The organism is Actinoplanes sp. 13 (assembly GCF_056134165.1).
Window position 1 is genome coordinate 197,648 of the sequence record NZ_JBVYOQ010000007.1, and the last position, 19,364, is coordinate 217,011.

The 19,364-nt window shown below is 72.5% G+C and carries 17 protein-coding genes; 4 read left to right on the forward strand and 13 right to left on the reverse strand.

What is annotated here, in order from left to right:
- Positions 1–93: 93 nt before the first annotated feature.
- Positions 94–2,367, reverse strand: a complete 2,274-nt coding sequence (locus tag AC0NH5_RS17420) for a putative bifunctional diguanylate cyclase/phosphodiesterase (protein WP_474404821.1) — start codon at positions 2,365–2,367, stop codon at positions 94–96.
- A gap of 79 nt (positions 2,368–2,446) precedes the next feature.
- On the reverse strand, positions 2,447–3,772 hold the full coding sequence (locus AC0NH5_RS17425) for a GGDEF domain-containing protein (protein ID WP_474404823.1): 1,326 nt from the start codon (positions 3,770–3,772) through the stop codon (positions 2,447–2,449).
- Positions 3,773–3,881: 109 nt separating this feature from the next.
- Here AC0NH5_RS17425 and AC0NH5_RS17430 point away from each other — a divergent pair, with 109 nt between their 5' ends.
- Together AC0NH5_RS17430 and AC0NH5_RS17435 are read left to right on the forward strand one after the other, a co-directional pair.
- Positions 3,882–4,241 (forward strand): hypothetical protein, encoded by a 360-nt coding sequence (locus AC0NH5_RS17430; RefSeq protein ID WP_474404825.1) that lies wholly within the window; start codon positions 3,882–3,884, stop codon positions 4,239–4,241.
- 135 nt (positions 4,242–4,376) lie between these two features.
- On the forward strand, positions 4,377–5,465 hold the full coding sequence (locus AC0NH5_RS17435; protein WP_474404827.1) for an abortive infection protein: 1,089 nt from the start codon (positions 4,377–4,379) through the stop codon (positions 5,463–5,465).
- Here the strand turns inward: AC0NH5_RS17435 and AC0NH5_RS17440 are convergent.
- From AC0NH5_RS17440 to AC0NH5_RS17450, 3 genes are all read right to left on the reverse strand, one after another.
- The gene (locus AC0NH5_RS17440) at positions 5,462–6,799 is read right to left on the reverse strand and encodes a M1 family metallopeptidase (protein WP_474404829.1); all 1,338 of its coding nucleotides are present in this window, start codon (positions 6,797–6,799) and stop codon (positions 5,462–5,464) included. The two genes, AC0NH5_RS17435 and AC0NH5_RS17440, sit on opposite strands and share 4 nt — an antisense overlap.
- On the reverse strand, positions 6,766–10,593 hold the full coding sequence (locus AC0NH5_RS17445; RefSeq protein WP_474404830.1) for a Pls/PosA family non-ribosomal peptide synthetase: 3,828 nt from the start codon (positions 10,591–10,593) through the stop codon (positions 6,766–6,768). Before AC0NH5_RS17445 ends, AC0NH5_RS17440 begins: the two co-directional genes overlap by 34 nt.
- 124 nt (positions 10,594–10,717) lie before the next feature.
- Positions 10,718–11,170 carry a MarR family winged helix-turn-helix transcriptional regulator gene (locus AC0NH5_RS17450; protein WP_474404832.1) on the reverse strand — a complete coding sequence of 151 codons (453 nt, stop codon included), beginning with the start codon at positions 11,168–11,170 and terminating at the stop codon, positions 10,718–10,720.
- A gap of 103 nt (positions 11,171–11,273) precedes the next feature.
- Between AC0NH5_RS17450 and AC0NH5_RS17455 the strand changes: the two genes are divergently transcribed.
- A complete protein-coding gene (locus AC0NH5_RS17455; protein WP_474404834.1) occupies positions 11,274–11,492 on the forward strand; it encodes a hypothetical protein in 219 nt (72 codons plus the stop codon).
- A 77-nt stretch (positions 11,493–11,569) separates the two neighbouring features.
- Here the strand turns inward: AC0NH5_RS17455 and AC0NH5_RS17460 are convergent, their stop codons facing one another.
- On the reverse strand, positions 11,570–12,124 hold the full coding sequence (locus AC0NH5_RS17460; RefSeq protein ID WP_474404836.1) for a DUF1990 family protein: 555 nt from the start codon (positions 12,122–12,124) through the stop codon (positions 11,570–11,572).
- A gap of 70 nt (positions 12,125–12,194) precedes the next feature.
- Positions 12,195–12,608 carry a hypothetical protein gene (locus tag AC0NH5_RS17465; RefSeq protein WP_474404838.1) on the reverse strand — a complete coding sequence of 138 codons (414 nt, stop codon included), beginning with the start codon at positions 12,606–12,608 and terminating at the stop codon, positions 12,195–12,197.
- Positions 12,609–13,030: 422 nt separating this feature from the next.
- Between AC0NH5_RS17465 and AC0NH5_RS17470 the strand changes: the two genes are divergently transcribed.
- Positions 13,031–13,483 carry a PASTA domain-containing protein gene (locus AC0NH5_RS17470; RefSeq protein WP_474404841.1) on the forward strand — a complete coding sequence of 151 codons (453 nt, stop codon included), beginning with the start codon at positions 13,031–13,033 and terminating at the stop codon, positions 13,481–13,483.
- Between the two features lie 69 nt (positions 13,484–13,552).
- Here the strand turns inward: AC0NH5_RS17470 and AC0NH5_RS17475 are convergent, their stop codons facing one another.
- Genes AC0NH5_RS17475 through AC0NH5_RS17500 form a run of 6 tightly spaced genes read right to left on the reverse strand, consistent with a single transcriptional unit; the run spans position 13,553 to position 19,218 of the window.
- Positions 13,553–14,734: a sensor histidine kinase gene (locus AC0NH5_RS17475; RefSeq protein ID WP_474404843.1), complete on the reverse strand. Its 1,182-nt coding sequence runs from the start codon at positions 14,732–14,734 to the stop codon at positions 13,553–13,555.
- Entirely contained in the window at positions 14,731–15,414 is a 684-nt protein-coding gene (locus AC0NH5_RS17480) for a response regulator transcription factor (RefSeq protein WP_474404846.1), read from the reverse strand. Before AC0NH5_RS17480 ends, AC0NH5_RS17475 begins: the two co-directional genes overlap by 4 nt.
- 7 nt (positions 15,415–15,421) lie before the next feature.
- Complete coding sequence (locus AC0NH5_RS17485; protein ID WP_474404848.1) at positions 15,422–16,264, reverse strand: S1C family serine protease; 843 nt, start codon at positions 16,262–16,264, stop codon at positions 15,422–15,424.
- 13 nt (positions 16,265–16,277) lie between these two features.
- Positions 16,278–17,228, reverse strand: coding sequence for a VWA domain-containing protein (locus tag AC0NH5_RS17490; protein WP_474404851.1), 951 nt, complete (start codon positions 17,226–17,228; stop codon positions 16,278–16,280).
- Positions 17,225–18,202: a DUF58 domain-containing protein gene (locus AC0NH5_RS17495; RefSeq protein WP_474404853.1), complete on the reverse strand. Its 978-nt coding sequence runs from the start codon at positions 18,200–18,202 to the stop codon at positions 17,225–17,227. The genes AC0NH5_RS17490 and AC0NH5_RS17495 overlap by 4 nt, the downstream gene beginning before the upstream one ends.
- Positions 18,199–19,218 carry an AAA family ATPase gene (locus AC0NH5_RS17500; RefSeq protein WP_474404856.1) on the reverse strand — a complete coding sequence of 340 codons (1,020 nt, stop codon included), beginning with the start codon at positions 19,216–19,218 and terminating at the stop codon, positions 18,199–18,201. Before AC0NH5_RS17500 ends, AC0NH5_RS17495 begins: the two co-directional genes overlap by 4 nt.
- Positions 19,219–19,364: the final 146 nt, after the last annotated feature.

Below are 19,364 nucleotides of genomic sequence, written 5' to 3' on the forward strand. Positions count from 1 at the left end.
ACGGGTGTCAACACCGAATTGGCATTACCAGATCAATGGGAAGGCGTCGCCCATTCTTTTTGCAGATGCCGCACGAGCGTCGATCGAGCGGGATCAGATCGCCGGTGTACGGGCGAGACGCCGCCCGATTTCGCCGGCCGCCGCCGGCCGCGCGAAGTGGAACCCCTGCGCCCAGCGGTAACCGCACGCCGCCAGCTCCGCCGCCTGCTCGGCGGTCTCCACCCCCTCGGCCACGATCTCCAACCCGGCGGCGCGGGCCAGCGCGAGGACCACCTGCGGCATCGGCACGCCGGTGCCGCCGTGGCGCAGGAACGACCGGTCGAGCTTGAGCTGGTCGACCGGCAGCTCGTGCAGCAGGCTCAGCGACGACTGTCCGGTCCCGAAGTCGTCGAGGGCGACACGGACGCCCAGGTCGCGCAGCGCCCGCACCCGTGCCACCGCGTCGGCGAGGTCGACCGCGGCGCTCTCGGTGATTTCGAGCATCAGCCGGTCCGCCGGCATCCCGGTGCGGGCCAGCACCGCCGCCACCTCGCCGACGAAGCCCGCCTCGGACAGCTGGCGCGGTGACACGTTGACGTTGAGCCGGTCCGGCGCGTCCGCGCCGTGCTCGTCGCACCAGACGGTGAACTGCCGGCACGCCTCGTGCAGGGCCCAGCCGCCGAGCGCGACGATCAGGCCGGTCCGTTCCGCCACCGGGATGAACTCGGCGGGGGAGACCAGCCCCCGGGTCGGATGCGACCAGCGCATCAACGCTTCCACGCCGACGGTGCGGCCGTCGTCGAGCGCGACGATCGGCTGGTACTCCAGGAAGAGCCGGCGCTCCGCGACGGCCCGCTGCAACTCCGCGCCCAGCACCGCGGAGCCGGCCACCGGGCCGGTCATGCCGGGACGATGCCGCTGCACCCGGCTGCCGCCGCCGTGCTTGGCGGTGTACATCGCGATGTCGGCGTGGCGCAGCAGCTCGTCGGCCTCCTCGCCGGCCCGGCCGCCGGCGACGCCGATGCTGGCGCGGACCAGCAGGTGGTGCCCTTCGGCGACGACGGGCTCGGTGAGCACGTCGATCATGCGGCGGGTGATCTGCTCGGCCTCGTCGGCGGTGACGTCCTCCAAGAGCACGACGAACTCGTCGCCGCCCAGCCGCGCGGCTGTGTCGCCCGGCCGCAGGCAGGTGAGCAGGCGTTGCGCGACCGCGACCAGCAGCGCGTCGCCGGCGCCGTGGCCCAGGGTGTCGTTGACCGTCTTGAAGCCGTCGAGGTCGATCAGGGCCACCGCGACACCCCGGCCGGCGTCGCCGTTCGCCAGCGCGGCGGTGAGCCGCTCGGTGAACAACGTCCGGTTGGGCAGCTGGGTCAGCGGGTCGTGCGTGGCGCTGTGATCGAGCCGGGCCACCAGGTCGGTGTTCTCCCGGAAAGCGGTCAGCTGCCGCCACATCACCAGGGCGGTCAGCGCCACGACGGCGATCGCCGTCGGCACCGCGTCCGTCCCGGTCCACGTCGACGTCAGCAGCAGCACGTCGATGGCCACGACAGCCAGATAGGGCAGCCGGCTGAACGGGCGCCGGGTCACCCGCTCGGGGCGGGCCCGGCCGAACACGGCGGTGCGCTGCCGCTCCGCAGCGGCCGTCACGCAGACCAGGATGGCGGGCAGGGTCAGCTGCACCATGTTCAGGTGCGGGCGGCTCTGGACGAGCCCCTGCAGCACGCTGCTGAACGCACCGACCAGCAGGGCCGCCGCGAGCAGCCGCAACGCGCTGCGGGCGATGTACGCCTGCCCCGCCAGGGCGACCTTCATGAGGGCGAACACGGTCACCAGCTCCAGCAGCAGAGTGACCGTGACGGCGAGCATGGTGGCGAACCCGCCGGCCGTCTCCAGGGCCGGCCGGGCCTCGTAGTGCCACAGGAACGCGGCGCCGGCGATGAGCACGGTCCCGGCGTCCAGCGCGATCCGCAGCACGTCGCCACGGCCGGAGGCGCCCATCGGCAACCGGACCAGGCTCCACAGCAGCAGGACCATCGTGGTGCCGTACAGCGACACCGTGAGGATCGACATGTGCTGGCTGTTCGCACCGCTGCTGATGGTGTCGTAACCGTGCGAGGCGGCCCCGGCCCCGGCGATACCCAGGCAGATCGCCACGGTGCGCCAGAACCGGCGGGTGGGAGAGGGGAACTGCGGCATGCGGGCGACCCGGAGCGACGCCGCCAACGGGACGATCACCGAGACGCAGGGGGCGAGCCAGAGCAGCCACTGCGGTCCGCGGGGCGCCGAAAGGTTCACCAGGAACATCACGACCGCGAACACGGTGATGCCCAGGGCGGTCAGCACCGGGCGGCTCAACGGCATGACCCTGGCGGTCGGCAGACGCAACACGAAGGCATGATCGGTCCGCGCCGCGATCGGATGAGGTGTCGTGATCCCCGCCGCCAACATGGCCCGCGCGTGCCAGGCATCAGCCGCCCACCACGTCGGCGCCGGCCCGGACGGCCGGGAACCGGCCCGGCAGCCGGCGGCGCCGGTGCTGCTTGTCGCGGTACATCGCCAGATCCGCGGACGCCAGCAGATCCTCGACCGAGGCCGGTGGCCGGGTGACGGCGGCGACGCCGACGCTCGCTCCGGCGTGCACCTCACCGACCCGCACCTCGGCGGCCGCGCGGACCCGCTCACACCACGCCTGACGGTCCGCGGCGGCGGGCAGCAGCGCGGCGACCACGAACTCGTCGCCGCCCAGCCGCCCGCTCAGGTCGTCGCCGCGGCCGAGCCCGCTCAGACGCTCGCCGAACCCGCACAGGATCTCGTCGCCGACGCCGTGGCCGTACGTGTCGTTGATGTTCTTGAAGCCGTCCAGGTCGAGGAACGCCACCATCAGCACCCGGCCGCCGGCCGCCAGCCGGGGCCGGGCGGCGCCCAGCCAGCGGTGGACACCGGAGCGGTTCGCCAGGCCGGTCAGCGGATCCCGCTCGGCACTGTCGCGCAGCACATCGAGACGACGGCAGTGCGCGGCGTCGCGCGCGAGCTGGTCGGCGATCAGTCCGGCGACCGAACGGGCCACCGCGAGGGTGTGCTCCCCGGCCGGGACACCGGTGCGGCTCCCGCCGCACAGGGTGCCGATCATCCGGCCGTCGTGGTCGAGCACCGGCACGCTCAGCCACGTGACGATGCCGGCCGGGGATGCGGCCGGGCACCGGTGGAACCCGCCGTCGCGGTGCGCCCGGCGGCACAGCGACTCGTCCCACGTGACGGTGATGCCTTCGGCGATCCCCAGGCCCGCGTGGTCCTCGGCGTACGTCACCACCAGCTGGTCGCTCGCCCGGTCGTACAGATTGAGCAAGACGCCGTCCATGCCGGTGACCTGCCGCAACAGGCGCAGCAGCGGACGGGTCACCGTCTCGGCGTCGGAGGCATCGGCCGGGCGCGCACCGGCCGGCCCGGGGCGCTCGGCCAGCAGGGCGCCGAGGTGGGCCGCGACCGTGTGCAGGACGACCTCGCCGCGGGCGCCGAGCGGTGTGGGGTGCTCGGCCGACACGCGCACCGCGCCGACGGTCCGGCCGGCCACCGTCAGAGGTGCGCCGGCGCCGGCGGTCAACGGTTTCGCCGCCGGCTCCGACCGTGAACATGTCACCACCAGCTCGCCGTCACGAAGCTCGCTGACCTCGGCCAGCTGCATGCCGAGCTGGTCGAGAAGCAGCGCCAGCGCCCGGTCGACCCGCTCGCCGAGGGAGCCGCCGCCGGCGCGCAGCACCGCGGAGAGCGCCGCGGAGACCCTTACTGCTGTCACACCGTGCTGCTTCGGCGGGCAGCCCGGACAGCTGAGCGACGCTGCCGAACCGCGACCGTCACGCAACCGTCGCGATCCCTAAGCTGAACACGAGCGAAAGGAGCCGGCGGTGGAACCGGACGAGCGGACCTGGGACGACCTGACAGCCGAGGCGATCGAACGCGGGGAGACGGCGGCCCACCGGGCGGCCGAGGCCCACGACCGCGCCGAGGAGATCGAGCGCCGGCGGCAGGCGGGCGACGTGGCGGACCCGGCTTCGGTTCGCCGTGCCGCCGACCTCGCGGCGGAGAGCCGCGCTCGATCCGCCGCGGCACATCGCAGCGCGGCGCGCGGGCACGAACTGGCCGAGCAGTCGCACGAGCAGGCGGCGCAACGGGATCCGGCGGGGGCCGCCGAACACCTGCGGCAGGCCGAGGCCCATCGCCATGCAGCCGTCCAGGAGCGGGAGGCCGCGGAGGCTGACAGCTAGGCGCTGTCGCTTCTGCGCCCGGTGGTGGCGAAGCAAGGCCGTATACCTTGGTCGGCGCCGAGGGAGACCATCGGCCGTCGCCGGGGTGTCCCGCCCTGACCGAGTCTGGACGCATCCGAGAGCGGGAGGCGTCAGATGGGTGTGACAAGAGCGGAATTTCTCAGCATCGCCGCGGCCGCGGGCGGCGCGACACTGCTGTCGGCCTCGAGTGCCGCAGCCGGGGCGGCACGGCGTGGCCTGGCTCTGCGCGGCGTCGTGTACGAGGTCGGTGACACCTGGAGCGTCCACCGCATGCGGCACGACATCCGGGCGATCCGCGACGACCTGCACGCCAACGCGGTGAAGGTCACCGGTGCCGGCGTCGACCGGCTCACCGCCACCGCCGCCGAGGCCGCCGAGCGCGGGCTGCACGTCTGGCTGGAGCCGACGCTCGGCGACCGGCCGGAACGGGAGATCCTGGACCATCTCGCGGAGACCGGCCGTTTCGCCGAACGGCTGCGCCGCCAGGGCGCGAGCGTCCACCTGAGTGTCGGTTGCGAGTTCGTGCTGTTCGTTCCGGGCATCGTTCCCGGCGACACGGTGCTGGAACGGGTCGAGAACCTGATGAGCGGCAACTTCGATCCGGTCGAGATGGTCCGGCGGCTGCGCCGGTTCACCGCCCGGGCCGCCGGCGTGGGCCGCGCGGTCTTCCAGGGCCGGATGACGTACGCGGCCGCGGAGGACGAGGACGTCGACTGGGACCTGTTCGACATCGTCGGGCTCGACTACTACGGATACTTCGAGCACCGTCGTGACTACGTGCGCGACATCCGGCGCCACATCCGGCCCGGCAAACCGTTGGCGATCATGGAGTTCGGCACCTGCACGTTCCGGGGCGCTCCGCAGCAGGGCGGCATGGGGTGGAAGGTCGTCGACTACACCACCGAGCCGCCCGAGATCCGGGGCGACCTGGTGCGTAGCGAGCGGACGCAGGCCCATTACCTGGCGAGTGTCCTCGACGCGTTCGAGTCGCTGAACCTGTATGCGGCGTCGGCGTTCACCTTCCTCACCGCGGAGGCCGAACACCACCCCGAGCCGCGGTACGACCTCGACATGGCCAGTTACGCCATCGTCAAGCCGATCCGGGACCGGCCCGGCGACCCGGCTTCCGACTGGCACTGGGAGCCGAAGGAGGCGTTCCACACGCTGGCGCGGGCCTATGGCCGTGCCCGCCCGCGGGCCTAGAGCGGTGGCAAGGCGGGGCGGTCCAGCCAGGCGGTGAACAGGCCGTCCAGCGGGGCGGGCGTGAAGCGGGTGGTGTGCTCGCGGAACTGGGCCGTCGTAACGGTGCTGTGCCGGTGCTCGGCGGTCCACGACCGCAGCAGGGGGAAGAAGGCCGGGTCGCCGATCCGGCCACGCAAGGCGTGCAACGTCAGCGCGCCCCGCTTGTAGACCAGGGGGTCGAACATCCGCTCCACGCCCGGGTCGGCCACGGTGACCGCCGCCGGCCGGGCCTTCAGCCAGGCATACCACTGGGCGGCGTGGACCTGGGCCGGCGGCCCACCCGAGATCTCCGACCACAGCCACTCGGCGTACGTCGCGAAGCCCTCGTTCAGCCAGATGTGCCGCCAGTCCGCGATCGTCAGGCTGTTGCCGAACCACTGGTGGGCCAGCTCGTGCGCCACCAGCCGTTCGTGGGTGCGCCGGCCGTCCACGTGGTTGCGGCCGAACACCGCCATGCCCTGCGCCTCGACCGGGTCGTCCAGGTCATCGTCGGTCACCACCACGACGTACTCCCGGAACGGGTAAGGCCCGAACAGTCCCTGCAACGCCGCCATGATCTCGCCGTGCCGGGCGAAGTCGTGCCGGAAGGCGGTGCGCAGCCGGGGCGGGATCGCGGCCCGCTGCGGCACGCCGCCTCCGCCGAGCTCCACCGTCTCGTACCGGCCGATCTGGACGCTCATCAGGTAGGGGGCCGTGGGCTCGTCGCGTTCGTACACCCACGTCGTGGTCCCGGCGCCGCGCCGCTGGGAGACCAGGTCACCGGTCACCAGCGCGGTGTACGGCGTCGCGGTCGTCAGTTTCACCAGGAAAGTGGCCTTGTTGTCGAGCCGGTCGTTGCACGGGAACCAGGACGGCGCGCCGTTCGGCTGGCTCGCGACGAGCGCGCCGTCGGTCAGCTCGTCCCAGCCGATGTCACCCCACCGGCCGGGCATCGGCGTGGGGTTCCCGGCATATCTGACCTCGACGGTGAAGACGGCGCCGTACCCGATCGCCTTCTCCGGTTTGATCCGGAGCTTGTGCGGGCGGTGGGTGAACTTGGCCGGGCGCCCGTCCACCCGGACGTCCTGAACCCGGAAGCGGCCCAGGTCGAGGCTGAAGCGGGACAGTTGCTGCAGCGCCCGGGCCGTGACGACCGCCCTGCCGCCGAGCCGGTTCGACAACACCCGGTAATCGAGGTCGAGGTCGTAGTGCAGCACCCGGTATCCGCCGTTGCCGTGCTCGGGCAGGTAGGAGTCGGACGAACGATCGGCGCCCGCCGAGGTCATCTCCAGGTCGCGATCGGGTTGCCGATCCATCTGCTGTCCGCGGGCACCGCGTCGCCGCGGGTGACCAGGGAACCGGGGCCCACAGTGGTGCGTGCGCCGATGCTCGCGCCGGGCAGCACGATGCCGTGCGGGCCGAGAGTGGCGCCCTCGCCCAAGATCACTTCGTCCATGCTCATGATCCGATCATGGAACAGGTGGGTCTGCACGACGCACCCCCGGTTCACCGTGGCGCCCGGGCCGAGCCGCACCAGGTCGTACTCCGGGAGCCAGAACGTCTCCAGCCAGGCGCCCCGCCCGATTTTCGCACCCAGCGTGCGCAGCCAGAAGCTGAGCAGCGGCGTGCCGGTGGCGAAGCGGAACAGCCACGGTGCGCCCAGCACCTCGACGAACGTGTCGGCGAGCTCGTTGCGCCAGACGAACGACGTCCACAACGCGTGCTCCGTGACCCGGAACCGGCCGACCAGCAGCCACTTCGCGGCGGTCGCGAGCAGCGCACCGGCCAGCACCGCGGCGAACAGCACCGGTCCGGCGGCCAGCGCGGCGACCGGCACGCCGGCGGTCCGCCAGACCGCCAGGACCGCGGCCACCACCAGCACGGCCAGGGCGCCGGCGCACATCACGGGGACGATGCGGCACAGCTCGATCGCGGCGCGGGCCAGCTTCAACCGGGCCGGCGGATCATAGGTGCGGGCCGCGTCGCCGGCCTCGACCGCGCGCCGCAGCGGCATCGGCGGGGACCCGAGCCACGACGAGCCCTTCTTCGCCTTGCGCGGCGCCGACGAGAGCACACCCACCAGGCCGCGCTTGGGCACCGAACGGCCGGGCGCCGCGATCCCGGAGTTGCCGAGGAACGCCTGCTTGCCGATCCGGGCCGGCGCGACCCGCAGCCAGCCGTGACCGAGCTCGTAGGTGGCGACCATCGTGTCGTCGGCCAGGAACGCCCCGTCGTCGACCGTCGTCATCACCGGCAGCGCCAGCACCGTGGACACCTCGGTGCCGCGACCCACCCGGGCGCCGAGCAGCCGCAACCACACCGGCGTGAACATGCTGGCGTACATCGGGAACAGCGCGATCCGGGCCATCCCCATCAGGCGCTCGGTCGTCCACACCTGCCAGGCCACCCGCCCCCGCACGGGGTGGAAGCCCGCGCGCACCCCGATGCCGAGCAGCCGGACCGCCATGAGGATCAGCAGTGCGTACGAGACGAAGTAGGCGACGGCCGCGGCCGGGACCATGATCAGCGCGGCGCCCAGGGTGGGCCGGACGACCAGGGCCAGCGCGGGCAGCACAGCCAGAACCGGCAGCAGGCCGAGCAGCTGCGCGGTGACGCTGTAGGCGGCCACCCAGAGCCGGGACCCGCGCCGGGGCCGCTGCGCCGGCCAATCGGTCCTGTCCTTCGCTGCGGAGTCGGCCCGCACCGCGCCGGCCACCGTCGAACCAGCCGGGATCATCGCGCCCTTGCCGACCCGGGCGCCGGGCATCAGCGTGGTCCGCGAGCCGACCCGGCCACCGGCCCCGACACGCACCGCGCCGATCCGGACGACGTCACCGTCGACCCAGTGGCCGGACAGGTCGACCTCCGGCTCGATCGCCGCGCCGCGGCCCAGCTTCAGCAGACCGGTGACGGGCGGCGGGGAGTGCAGGTCGACGTCGCGGCCGATCCGGGCGCCGAGCAGCTTCGCGTACGTGATCATCCAGCCGGCGCCGGCGACACCGGTCGCCCCGGTCAGGTCGGCCAGCCGCTCGGCCGCCCACAACCGCAGGTGGACGCCGCCGCCGCGCGGGTGATCGCCGGGACGCACACCGCGCAGCAGCAGCCGGGCACCGGCAGCCGCGATCGCGACCCGGCCGGGCGGGCTCAGCAGCGCCAGCCAGCCGGCGGCTATCCACCACCAGGAGACGTACGGCGCCCAGCCGGCCACGTTGCTCAACGCCGCCACGACGACCAGCCAGCGCAGCCCGACGAGCGCGAGCATCGGCAGCATCAGCAGGGCCTGGAACAGTCCGGCGCGGCGAGGCGTCGGCCGGACCTCACGGCGGATCGTCTGTGTCGCGCCGAGCGAGTCGAGGACCGCCGCCATCCGGGACAGACGCGTGTTCTGGTAGACGTCGGCCACCGAAACCTGCGGGTGCCGCAGCCGGATCCACGCGACCAGCTGCGCCGCGTTCAGGCTGCTGCCGCCGCTGGAGAAGAAGTCGGCGTCCGCTTCGGTGGGTCGTACGCCCAGAATCTGCTCCCAGCCGCCGGCGAGCCACTCCTCGGTGATGGTCAACTCGGGCCCGTCGGCCCCGCCGGCGCCGGCGGCGGGCAGCGGCCAGGGCAGCGCCGCCCGGTCCACCTTGCCCGACGTGCGCGTCGGCAGCGCGTCCACCACGGCCAGCAGCGGCACCAGCGCGGCCGGCAGCTGCTCGCGGATCCGTGCCGTCGCGGCCGCGAGGTCGAGGCTGTCCTGCGGCACCAGGTAGCCGACCAGCAGCTGGTTGCCCGCGGCGGTCCGCTTGACGGCGGCGGCCGCGCCGGCGACACCGGGCAGCGCCTGCAGCGCCGCGTCCACCTCACCCAGCTCGATCCGGCGCCCGCCGAGCTTCACCTGCTCGTCGCCGCGGCCCAGGAACAGCAGCCCCTCCGGCTCGGCGCGGACGATGTCGCCGCTGCGGTACGCCCGATGCCAGCGGAGCGACGGCAGCGGAGCGAACTTCTCGGCGTCCTTGGCGGCGTCCAGGTAACGCGCCAGGCCGACCCCGCCGATCACCAGTTCGCCGGTCTCACCCATCGCGACCGGCTCGCCGGCCGCGTCGACCACCGCGAGCTCCCAGCCGGCGAGCGGCAGGCCGATACGCACCGGACCCTGACCGGTCAGAGGCGCCGCGCAGGCGACGACGGTGGCCTCGGTCGGGCCGTAGGTGTTCCAGACCTCGCGGCCCTCGACGGCCAGGCGGGTGGCCAGCTCGGGCGGGCAGGCCTCCCCGCCGAAGATCAGCAGCCGGACCTCGTCGAGCGCTTCGGCCGGCCACAGCGCGGCGAGCGTCGGGACGGTGGAGACGACGGTGATGCGCTGGTCGACCAGCCACGGGCCCAGGTCGACGCCGCTGCGCACCAGGGAGCGGGCGGCGGGCACCAGACAGGCACCGTGGCGCCAGGCCAGCCACATCTCCTCGCAGGAGGCGTCGAAGGCGACCGACAGACCGGCCAGGACACGGTCGTGCGGGCCGAGCGGCTCGGCGTCGTCGCCGGCAAGGAAGAGCTGCGCCTCGGCGTCGACGAAGGCGGCCGCGGCGGCGTGCGTGACGGCGACGCCCTTGGGGGTGCCGGTGGAACCGGAGGTGAAAATGATCCAGGCGTCGTCGTCCGGACCGGGCGGGCCTGGGTGGTCCGCGGGAGTGCCGCGCAACGACACGGTCAGCGTGTCGCCGAGGACAGCACAGACGCCGGCCTCGGCGAAGACCAGTTCGGCGCGCTCGTCCGGGTCGTCGGCGTCCACCGGCACGTACGCGGCGCCGGCCTTCAGAATGCCGAGGATCGCGAGATAGAGGTCGGCGGTGCCGGACGAGATCCGCACGCCGACCCGGTCACCGGCGCCGACACCGTGCCCGCGCAACGTCGCCGCCAGAGCCTCGACCTCACCGGCCAGCTCACGGTAGGTCAGCACGGTGCCGCCGGCATCGAGCGCGGGGGCTCCGCCGTGGGCGCGTACCGTCGCGTCGAAGACGTCCACGAGCGTGCGGCGCAGCGGGGCGGACCGGGAGCTGAAGAGCGCCAGGGCCTGCGGGTCGACGGTGATCTCGGGAAGGTCGATCAGTCGCAGGTCGGTTGTGACGGTCACAGGCGCGCTCACTCCACCTTTCACGGTTTCCGGGCAGCGATCAAAGCTACGGGCGGAAGACGGGAAATGACGGCTGATCGCGGAATTCGTGTCCACGGACACAGCCCGTATGTCCGCCGGCCGCCTAGGTGGACCGGCTGCGCAGCGCCCGCACCAGCCCGGCGAACTCGGGCAGTTGCTCAGCGTCCTGCATCGCCTGACGCAGCGCCTGGTCGTTGGTCGGACGGGCCTCTGCCAGCAGCCGCAGGCCGGCCTCGGTCACCTCGGTATAGATGCCCCGGCGGTCGTTCTCGCACAGGTAACGGCCCAGCAGGCCACGCTCCTCCATCCGAGCCACCAGCCGCGTGGTGGCGCTCTGGCTTAGCACGACCGCGTCGGCCAACTGCTGCATCCGCATGTGCCAGCGTTCCTGACGCGACAGAAGCTCGAGCACCGAGTACTCAACGACGCTCAACCGGTGCGCGGCCTGCAGGGCGCGCTCGAGCTTTTGCTCGATCCGGGCATGCAAACCGGCTAACGCGCGCCAGTTCTGCGCGCACGCCACGGCGTCGTCGACGCCCTGCTCCTGTACCGCCATGCTCGCCAGGCTACACCGCTTCAGCAGGTATACAGCGATTGCAATATCCCGCGTCTGCAACTATGTTGAGGTGGCTCCCCGTCGCAGAGAAGAGGATCGCCCGATGCAGGAACTTCCCCTGATTCCCCTGGTCAAGGGTGCGGGCACGCGGCTCATGACCTCGGCCCTACCGTGGAGCCCGGTGGTGCCGGACCGGCCGCCCGGCCGGCTCCGACTGCTCACCGCCGGGGTGCTGCACCGGCTCGCCACACGCCTCGACCGAGGACTTCCGACGCAGACGGGCGACCGCCGCACTGCGCCATCGGCAGTCTGCGTCCGCTGACGTCCCGCCCACGCCGAAGACTGCACCGACTCATAGCCTGGACTCGGGGACCCATTGTTTCGCGGAGTGGTCCGAATTCAGCCGGCAGTCCTGCGGGCAAGGCGTTGGATGGCGGCGACGTACCGGTCTGTCGCGTGCCGTTGGAACATGCGGCTGAACGGTCCGCCGGCTCGCGCGAGCAGTGACGCCGGGCGGCTGAACGCCCGGATCTGGATCCGCACGTCCCCGGTGTCGCTCCTGACGACCATGAAGGCCTCCTCGCCTCGTTCCGGATGACCCGGCAGAGTCCCGTAGGCGAATCCGCGACGATCAGCTTCCTCAACGGTGTAGACCACCCGGCACGGGATGGTGAGCCGCACAGGACCCCAACCGGCTCGAAGGACTACGACGATCCCCGGCGCGGGCGGTCCGCCGGAGCGGATCACGGCGAGCCCAGCTTCTCGATGCATGCGCCAGTCGAACAGCGCGGCGGCCGCGCGCCCGAAGACCTCCGGCCCGGTCCCCAGGCTGACGTCCCGGTGAACGTGCCCATAGCCTCGGGGCAGCGGCTCTCCACGGGTGCCGCCGACCTCTTCGTACGTGAAGTGGGCTGCAGTCAGCTCGGCGAAGGATCTCGGTACGTCACGCCGCACCAGATCACGGTAACCAAATGATCGGGCCGGAGCGCTGAGACGGGATGCCGTGCCCGCGAGGCGTGGAGCTTTACTCCGCCTGCACCACCGTGAACGGCGGCCGCACGCCCTCGGTGAGCTCGGCCGCGGCTTCCAGAGCCATCACCGCACGTTCCCGGCTGCCGGCGGATGACCTGGCCGTGGAGTGCAGCGACCCCAGAGCGACGAGGTAACCGGACCCCACCGCCGCATAGCCCGAGATCGTGTGCCCGATCTGATAGTCGTCTCCGACGACGTAGAGGCGACCATGGATGCCGACGAGGAACTGGCCACCCTGTTCCTGGCCGTCCTCGGTTCTCGCGTAACCCCCTCGGGAGAGGCACTCGCGGACGGCGTCGATGAACGTGGTGGCCATGAAACGGTCGACGTCCCAGGTGTCGGGTTCGCCGATTGTCAGGGAATAGCGCAGCAGCTGCCCCATCCGATAGCTGGTCGTGAAGCCCATCAAGTAAGGGCCTACCTGGAAGACCTTCGAATCCGACCGCACCGCGACATGCCATCCGTCGCTGCCTGCCGAGTCCCCGCCAACGGTGACGGTCCGCCCGTCCGTGATCCCGACGATGCACGTCATGAGGCCACTTTCCCCGGCCCGCGGGTTGATGCCAACCGTGGCCGCGGGCGAACGCTGATCGTTGCTCACCCGGGCCCGGCGCTGTGACGGATGGCGTGGTGTTGCCACCCGAACGTCCTGTTCCGGCTGCCGGATGGGTCGCCGACCGCATTGCGGTCCGTCAGCTGATCGGTATGCGGCCGGGCTTCCGGACCGGGGTCCGGCCGCACACCCGTCCTCACCCGGTCCGTCGGAGCACACTCATGACGCATCAGCAGCCGCCGTACCCGCCTCAGCCCGCCGGATATCCGGCGCCGGTGACGAAGAAGCCGCCGACGAACAAGGTGATCGCAGCAATCGTCGGCGGGGTGCTGGTCCTGTGCTGCGGTGGTGTCGCTGTTGCGGCGCTCAACGGAGACGACGACACAGCACCGACCGCGGCGGCTACGGCCCCCGCGAAGCCGCCCGCTACCGAAGCGGCGGAACTGGCCGCGTCCGGGCCCGTCGACCAGCCGAGCCCGGCCGAGAAGAAGACGTCTGCACAGCCCGCCAAGGTGGCGATGCCGGACCTCAGGGATCAGAACGCGGCAGTCGCGTTGGACGAGCTGGAGCAGCTGGGGTTCTCGAATATCAGGTTGGGCTCGCAGGACGAGGCCGACAAGATCGTGCTGTTGCCGCAGAACTGGACGGTGGTCAAGCAGTCCGCCAAGCCGGGCAAGAAGCTTGCGAAGGACGCGCTGATCGTGCTGACCTGCACCAAGGAAGCTTGAGAGCGGCAGGACGCGGTGGGGTCACCGCGGCCGGCGGGCTGCTCGGCGCGGGGATGCTGCTGGCCTGACCTAAGCCGGTGGGCGGCCGGTCGGCGGGGGCTGATCGACGGCCCGGTCACCGGCCGGCAGCCACAACACGAACGTGCTGCCCACCCCCACCTCGGAGAACGCCGCCACCTGACCCCCGTGCGACTCCACGATCTGCCGGACGATCGCCAGGCCCAGTCCGGTCCGCCGCTGTTTCGACGGCGAGCTGCCGCGCCAGAACCGGTCGAACACCCGCGGCAGGTCCTCCGGCGCGATGCCCGGGCCCTCGTCCGCCACCGCCAGCCACAACCAGGCGCCGTCCCGGCCCGTCGACACCGTCACCGTCGAGTCGGTGGGCGCGAGCCGCACCGCGTTCGACAGCAGGTTGCCGGCCGCCCGGCGCAGCGCGTCCGCGTCCCCGATCAGGTGCAGCCCGTCCGTGGTCCGCAGCCGCAACCGCAGCGGCCGCTCGGGCAGGAAGGATTCCTCGCCTGCCTCGCGGGCCACCACCGACAGGTCCACATCGGTCTCGGTCATGGCGTCCGCCTCCCGGCGGGCGGTCGCGAGCAGATCCTCCACCAGCCGCGACATCCGGGTGGTCGCGCGATCCACGATCGCCACCGCCCGGCTGCGCTCGGTCTCTGTCGCGTCCGGGGCGTTCAGCGTCGCGTCCAGGTGGGTGCGGATGATCGCGAGAGGGCTGCGCAGCTCGTGCGACGCGTCGTCGATCAGCTGCCGTTGCGCCCGGAAGGCGTCGTCGAGGCGGTCCAGCATCGAGTCGATCGTGTCGGCCAGGTCGCGCAGTTCGTCGCGCGGCCCCTGCAGCCGGATCCGCCGGGTCAGGTCGGTGGCCTGGATGTCCCGGGCGGCACGGGTGATCGCGCCGACCGGGCGCAGCACCCGGCCGGACAGCACCCACCCGATCGCGAGGCTCGCCAGGAACAGCGCGGGCAGCGCGATCAGGCTGAATGTGCGCAGGTACTGCAGGGTGTTGTAGTTGACCGCCGATTCGATCTGGCTGACGTCGGCGACGGTCATCGTGCCGACGTACCCGTCGGCGTCGTACACCTTCGCCCTCCGCTCGGTCACCGGCTGCGGCGAGGTGGCCTGCGCGACGGCGAGATAGGTGACCGCCAGCGTCACGCCGGCCAGGGCGAACAGCAGGGTCGAATAGACCACGGTCAGGCGGAACCGGATCGACCGCAACACCTCCGGCCGGTTCACGCCATCGCCCCGGCGAGCCGGTAACCGCGTCCGACGATCGTGGCGATCAGGCCGTCGGTGAGTTTGCGGCGCAGCGTGCCCACGGTGACCCGGACGCTCTGGGTGAACGGGTCGGCGTTGGCGTCCCAGACGTGCTCCAGCAGCTCCTCGCTGGAGACCACGTGCCCGGGGCGGCGCATCAGGTATTCCAGGACGCCGAACTCCTTCGGGGTCAGGTCCACCGGCTCGCCGCGCAGCGTCACGGTGTGCCCGGCGGTGTCCATGACCAGGTCACCTACGGACAGCACCGCGGTGCCGCCGTTCGTGTCGCGGCGCAGCAGGGCCCGGATGCGGGCCTGCAGCTCCGCCAGGTGGAACGGTTTGACCAGGTAGTCGTCGGCGCCGCCGTCCAGGCCGCGGACCCGGTCGTCGAGGTTGCCGCGGGCGGTCAGCATGAGCACCCGCAGCTCGGCGTCGCCCGGGGTCGGCACCTCGCCGTCGCGCAGCTGCCGGCACAACGTGAACCCGTCGCCGTCGGGCAGGTTCACGTCGAGCAGCATCAGGTCGTACTCGTTGACCGTCAGATGGTCGTACGCCTGCGCCGTGTCCCCGGCCACGTCCACCGCGTAACCGCTGCGGGAGAGCCCGACCCGCAGCCCTTCGGCCAGATCCTCTTCGTCTTCCACCAGCAGCAGCCGCATCTGTCGACTATCCACGGCCGATCAGGTCCGTCGCCACCTGCCGGGCCCGATCGATCGGCACGGCGAAGCCGATCCCGATGCTGCCGCCGCCCTCGAGAGTGGCGATCGCCGTGTTCACCCCGACCACCTCACCGCGCGCGTTGACCAACGGCCCGCCGGAGTTGCCGGGATTGATGGACGCGTCGGTCTGCACGGCGGTCTGCCGGGTCGAACCGCCCAGACGCACCTGCCGGTCGACGGCGCTGACGATGCCGGCGGTGACCGTGCCGGACAGCCCGAGCGGCGAACCGACCGCCAGGACCGGCTCACCCACCCGGATGCCGCGCGGATCCGCCAGCCCGAGCGGGCGCAGCGCCGGCGAGGGGGAGATCCGCAGCACCGCGATGTCGCTGCCCGGGTCGGTGCCGACGACCTCGGCGGTGAGGCGCCGCCCGTCGGAGCCGACGACGCTCACCGAGCCGCGGCCACCGGCGACGACATGGTTGTTGGTGACGATGTGGCCGCGGTCGTCGAAGACGAACCCCGAGCCGGAGGAGCCGCCGGAGCCGGTGCGGACCTGCACCGAGACGACGCCGGGCAGCGCCCGGGCGGCCGCGCCGACAAGGTCGGAGGGCACGCCGGCGACCGGCGGCGGCGCGGCGATCGTGGCGGACCCCGGCGACGGGGCGGCGAGGTAACCGGCCGCCCCGCCGGCGGTGGCCGAGACACCGACCACCGCCAGGCCGGCAGCGGCCAGCATCGGCCACCGGCGCGGCGACGCGGGCACGGACAGGTCCGGGGCGACGTACGGTGCGGCGGGGGAGACGAACTCGGGCCCGCGCGGCGTGCCACCCAAACCGGTGATGGTCATGAACAGGTCCCTTCTAGGGCAGGCGGGCGAACCAGAGCATCGAGGCCAGCGCCGCGAGCACCGCGAACGCCAGACCGACGCCGATGAAGCGGGCCGAGATGTCCTGCACCTCGGTCTGATATCCCACCGAGCTGCCGATGTCGGCGTAGGCCGCGCGCAGCTCGTCCGAGCTGCCCGCGGCGAAGTAGTTGCCGCCGGTGGCCTCGGCGACGGTCTGCAGCGTGCGCCCGTCGACCGGCACCGCCTGGCCGCCCTCGATGGTTCCGGACGGCGTCCCGAAGGAGATCGCGTCAACCGGCACCCCCAGCTCGGTGGCCAGCCCGGCCGCCTCGACCGGATCCCGGCCCGACGTGTTGGCACCGTCCGACAGCACGACCACCCGGGCGGGCGGAACGTCCTCGCCGGCCTGGGCGTCGAGACCACGGATCGCGTCCAGCGACGTGGCGATGGCGTCGCCGATCGCGGTGCCCGCATTGCCGGCCGCACCCTCGGCGAGCCTGTCGATGCCGGCGCCGAGCGCGGTCCGGTCGGTCACCGGCGGCACGAACACCGATGCCGAACCGGCGAACCCGACCAGGCCGACGTTGAACTCCTCCGGCAGCTCGGCGACGAACTCGTGCGCGGCCGCCTTCGCGGCGCCGAGCCGGTCCGGGGCGACGTCGTCGGCCAGCATCGACCGGGAGACGTCGACGGCGACCAGCACGGTCGCCCGTTCCCGCGGCACCTGCACCTCCGCCTGCGGTTGGGCGAAACCGGCCACCAGCAGCGCCAGCATGGCCAGGAACAGTCCGGCCGGCACGTGCCGGCGCCAGCCGGGCCGCTTCGGTGCGACCCGGTCGAGCAGCTTGAGATTGGTGAAACGTACGGCGTACCGGCTGCGGCGGCGCTGCACGATCACGTACGCGACCGCGAGAGCGGCGACCGCGAGCAGCAGCCAGAGCCGTTCCGGGGACAGCCAGGTCATGCGGAGACTCCTCCGGTCGAGGGGCGCCGGGCGGCCCGGCCGAGCCGGCGCTGGGCGTGCACGTGGCGGACGATGTCGGCGACCCAGTCCCGGTCGGTGCGCAGCGGCAGGTGGGCGGCGCCGGTCCGGCGGATCGCGGTGCTGATCGACGTCTGTTGCCGGCGGGCCGCGTCGGCGTACCGCTCCCGCAGCCGGCGGCTGGCGGTGGGCACCTCCCGCCGCCGTCCGGTCTCCGGATCCACCAGCGTGAGCAGGCCGACGTCCGGCAGCTCCTGCTCGCGGAGGTCGCCGACCTGCACGGCGAGCACCTGGTGTCGGGCGGCCAGCCGGCGCAGCGGCAGCTCCCAGGTGGGTGCGGCCGGGCCGAGCCCCGCGTCGTCCAGGCCGTCGAGGAAGTCCGAGACCACGACCACCAGGCCACGGTTGCGGGCGGCCCGGTGCAGGCCGTCGATCGCGCCGGCCAACGCGATCCCCTCGGTGCTCGTTCCGGCACGGGGCGCGGCGAGCAACGTTCGCAACAGACCCAACAAGGGGGTACGACCTACGCGTGCCGGAAACCGCCGGACCCCCACCGGGGTCACGAGGTGAGCGCCGAGCCGGTTCCCGGCGCCCGCGGTGAGGAAGCCGACCGCCGCCGTGGCAGCGACCGCCAGCTCCCGCTTCTCGAACTCGGCGGTCCCGAAGTCCATGCTGGCGGTGGCATCCACCAGCACCCAGGTGGCCAGTTCGCGGTCCGCGTCGACGGTGCGCACGTGCGGCACGGTGGTCCGCGCGGTCACCGCCCAGTCCATCCGGCGCACCTCGTCCTCGCCGGCCCGGTACTCCCGGCTGCCGGCCGGCTCACTGCCGGCGCCCGGCAGCAGCCCCAGGTACTGCCCTTGCAACAGCCCGTCCAGCCGCCGCGTGATGGTCAGCTCCAACCGCCGCAGCCGCCGCTCCGGCGCCAGCTCGTTGAGCGAAGCCCCCTCGTTCATGCGGCCACTCCCAGCCCCGCGCCGCTCTGCTGCTGATTGGGCGCGATCACTGGCGGGGCGACCGCCTCCAGGATGCGGTGCACGATGGACTCCGGCTGCACGCCGTCGGCGACCGCGTCGAACGCCAGCACCAGCCGGTGCGCCAGCACGTCCGGCGCGATGTCCACCAGGTCGGCCGGCAGCACGTAGTCGCGGCCCCGCAACAAAGCCAGCGCACGTGCCGCCGCGACCAGGCCGAGCGTGGCGCGCGGGCTCGCCCCGTACGCCAGCTGGTCCGCCATGTCGGTGAGGCCGAACCGGCCGGGATCGCGGGTCGCGGCAACCAGCCGGACCACGTACTCGGCCAGCGCGTGATGCACGAAGACGTCGCGGGCCCGGGTCTGCAGCGCGGCCAGCCGCGCCGGGTTGAGCACCCGCTCCGCGTGCGGCCGCCGGCCACCCATCCGGTAGAGGATGCCCAGCTCTTCCTGATCGCTGGGATAGCCGACGACGACCCGCATCAGGAACCGGTCACGTTGCGCCTCCGGCAGCTGATAGACGCCTTCGCTCTCGATCGGGTTCTGGGTGGCGAGCACCAGGAACGGCTGCGGTACGGCGTAGGTGCGGCCGCCGAGCGACACGTGCCCCTCGGCCATCACCTCCAGCAGCGCCGACTGCACCTTGGCCGGCGCCCGGTTGATCTCGTCGGCCAGCACCAGGTTCGCCATGATCGGGCCGAGCTCGACGTCGAAACTCTCCTTGCCGGCCCGGTAGATGCGGGTGCCGACGATGTCGGACGGCACCAGGTCCGGCGTGAACTGGATGCGGTGGGAGCTGCCGCCCACCGCGACCGCCAGGGTTTCCGCGGCGAGCGTCTTGGCCACCCCGGGCACCCCTTCGAGCAGGCAGTGCCCGCCGGCGAGCAGCGCGGTCATCAGCCGCTCGATCAGCCGGTCCTGCCCCACGATGACCTTCTTGACCTCGAACAGGGTCTGCTCGAGCATGCGCACGTCAGTGTCGGGCTCGATGTCAGTCATGAATCTCCCTAGCCGTGTGCCGATGGCGAAGGGCGGACGCCCGGGACGTCGGGGGAACCACCGAGCGCCCGCCCAGGCCATAAGGACACCAGGCGGCACCGAAAGCGGGACGAAGGACAACCTGGCAGGAGACTGACCGCAACCTG